At 45.8% G+C, this 2,500-nt stretch carries 2 tRNA genes and 2 rRNA genes (1 of these 4 cut by a window edge); all 4 read right to left on the bottom strand.

Annotated features, from left to right (window positions below):
- Positions 1-444: ribosomal RNA gene (locus DS884_RS16215) — 23S ribosomal RNA — on the bottom strand (it extends 2,438 nt beyond the left edge of the window).
- Positions 445-606: 162 nt separating this feature from the next.
- Positions 607-680 (bottom strand) — tRNA-Ala (locus DS884_RS16210).
- 90 nt (positions 681-770) lie between these two features.
- Positions 771-844: transfer RNA gene (locus tag DS884_RS16205), tRNA-Ile, on the bottom strand.
- 83 nt (positions 845-927) lie between these two features.
- Positions 928-2,447, bottom strand: a 16S ribosomal RNA gene (locus DS884_RS16200).
- Together the 16S and 23S rRNA genes with 2 tRNA genes alongside form the textbook arrangement of a ribosomal RNA operon.
- Positions 2,448-2,500: the final 53 nt, after the last annotated feature.

Below are 2,500 nucleotides of genomic sequence, written 5' to 3'. Positions count from 1 at the left end.
CCGGATGGTCCCGGTAGATTCATACAGGATTACTCGTGTCCCGCACTACTCAGGGTACTGCTATATTATCTTCGCTTACCTATACGAGACTATCACTCTCTTTGGTTCGTCTTTCCAAACGATTCTAGTTCACTTAGACTCTAATGTCGCAGCCCTACAACCCCAATACTGCCGTAACAGCATTGGTTTGGGCTAATCCGCGTTCGCTCGCCGCTACTAACGGAATCACTATTGTTTTCTCTTCCTCCGGGTACTTAGATGTTTCAGTTCTCCGGGTTTGCTCCTATAAATAGGTGACATGTCTTCAACATGCCGGGTTGCCCCATTCGGAAATTTACGGATCATAATGTGTGTGCCACTCCCCGTAACTTATCGCAGCTTATCGCGTCCTTCATCGCCTCTGAAAGCCTAGGCATCCGCCATACGCCCTTATTTAGCTTATTGTACTTTTTGCTGCAGTATCTCTACTACAACGAGCTCTTTATAATTCTTTATTTTTATAAAAATATTGTTGTTAGATCGTAATCTAACTTCTCTATCTTGATTCTTTACGATATCATTTTTACCAATATGTCAATGAACGTTTTTAGACCTATAGCCTAATTGTGGAGAATATCGGAGTCGAACCGATGACCTCTTGCGTGCAAGGCAAGCGCTCTAGCCAGCTGAGCTAATCCCCCATTATGAAATTCAGAATATGAATCCTCAATTATGAATGTTGAATTCTCTAACTTCCAGAATTTCCTTCCTAATATATACTTCTTTATTTGTAGTCCCGGGCAGACTCGAACTGCCGACCTCTACATTATCAGTGTAGCGCTCTAACCAGCTGAGCTACGAGACTATAATAGCTATATATTAGTGTATTTTAAAATTAACAGCAAAGAGCAAAATGTACCTCTTTTGTAACTCACCATCTTTCTCTAGAAAGGAGGTGTTCCAGCCGCACCTTCCGGTACGGCTACCTTGTTACGACTTAGCCCTAGTTACCAGTTTTACCCTAGGCAGTTCCTTGCGGTAACCGACTTCAGGCACCCCCAGCTTCCATGGCTTGACGGGCGGTGTGTACAAGGCCCGGGAACGTATTCACCGGATCATGGCTGATATCCGATTACTAGCGATTCCAGCTTCACGGAGTCGAGTTGCAGACTCCGATCCGAACTGTGATATGGTTTATAGATTCGCTCCTATTCGCATAGTGGCTGCTCATTGTCCATACCATTGTAGCACGTGTGTAGCCCAGGACGTAAGGGCCGTGATGATTTGACGTCATCCCCACCTTCCTCACGGTTTGCACCGGCAGTCTCGCTAGAGTCCTCAACTTTACTTGTTAGCAACTAACGATAGGGGTTGCGCTCGTTATAGGACTTAACCTGACACCTCACGGCACGAGCTGACGACAACCATGCAGCACCTTGTGATCTGTCCGAAGAAAACTCTATCTCTAAAGCTGTCAGACCACATTTAAGCCCTGGTAAGGTTCCTCGCGTATCATCGAATTAAACCACATGCTCCACCGCTTGTGCGGGCCCCCGTCAATTCCTTTGAGTTTCAATCTTGCGATCGTACTCCCCAGGTGGGACACTTATCACTTTCGCTTAGTCACTGAGATAAATCCCAACAACTAGTGTCCATCGTTTACGGCGTGGACTACCAGGGTATCTAATCCTGTTCGCTCCCCACGCTTTCGTCCATGAGCGTCAGTATATACGTAGTAGACTGCCTTCGCAATCGGTATTCTGTGTAATATCTATGCATTTCACCGCTACACTACACATTCTATCTACTTCCGTATAACTCAAGTCAACCAGTATCAAAGGCAGTTCCATAGTTAAGCTATGGGATTTCACCTCTGACTTAATTGACCGCCTGCGGACCCTTTAAACCCAATGATTCCGGATAACGCTTGCACCCTCCGTATTACCGCGGCTGCTGGCACGGAGTTAGCCGGTGCTTATTCTTACAGTACCGTCAAGGCCGTACACGTACGACTGTTTCTTCCTGTATAAAAGCAGTTTACAACCCATAGGGCAGTCATCCTGCACGCGGCATGGCTGGTTCAGAGTTGCCTCCATTGACCAATATTCCTCACTGCTGCCTCCCGTAGGAGTCTGGTCCGTGTCTCAGTACCAGTGTGGGGGATAATCCTCTCAGACCCCCTACCTATCGTTGCCATGGTAAGCCGTTACCTTACCATCTAGCTAATAGGACGCATAGTCATCTTGTACCCATAAATGTTTAATTAAAAAGCGATGCCACTTCTCAATATTATGGAGTATTAATCTTCATTTCTAAAGGCTATCCTCCTGTACAAGGCAGATTCTATACGCGTTACGCACCCGTTCGCCGGTCGTCAGCGGAAGCAAGCTCCCCTGTTACCCCTCGACTTGCATGTGTTAAGCCTGCCGCTAGCGTTCATCCTGAGCCAGGATCAAACTCTTCATTGTATAATCTTTAATATTATTAATGAATAAGTTTCAAAAGAATTTTTTTAATCTAA

The organism is Tenacibaculum sp. E3R01 (assembly GCF_003318185.1).
Lineage (GTDB): Bacteria > Bacteroidota > Bacteroidia > Flavobacteriales > Flavobacteriaceae > Polaribacter > Polaribacter halocynthiae.
The sequence above is the reverse complement of the archived record's forward strand: the minus strand, read 5'-3'. Positions and strand labels throughout refer to the sequence as shown.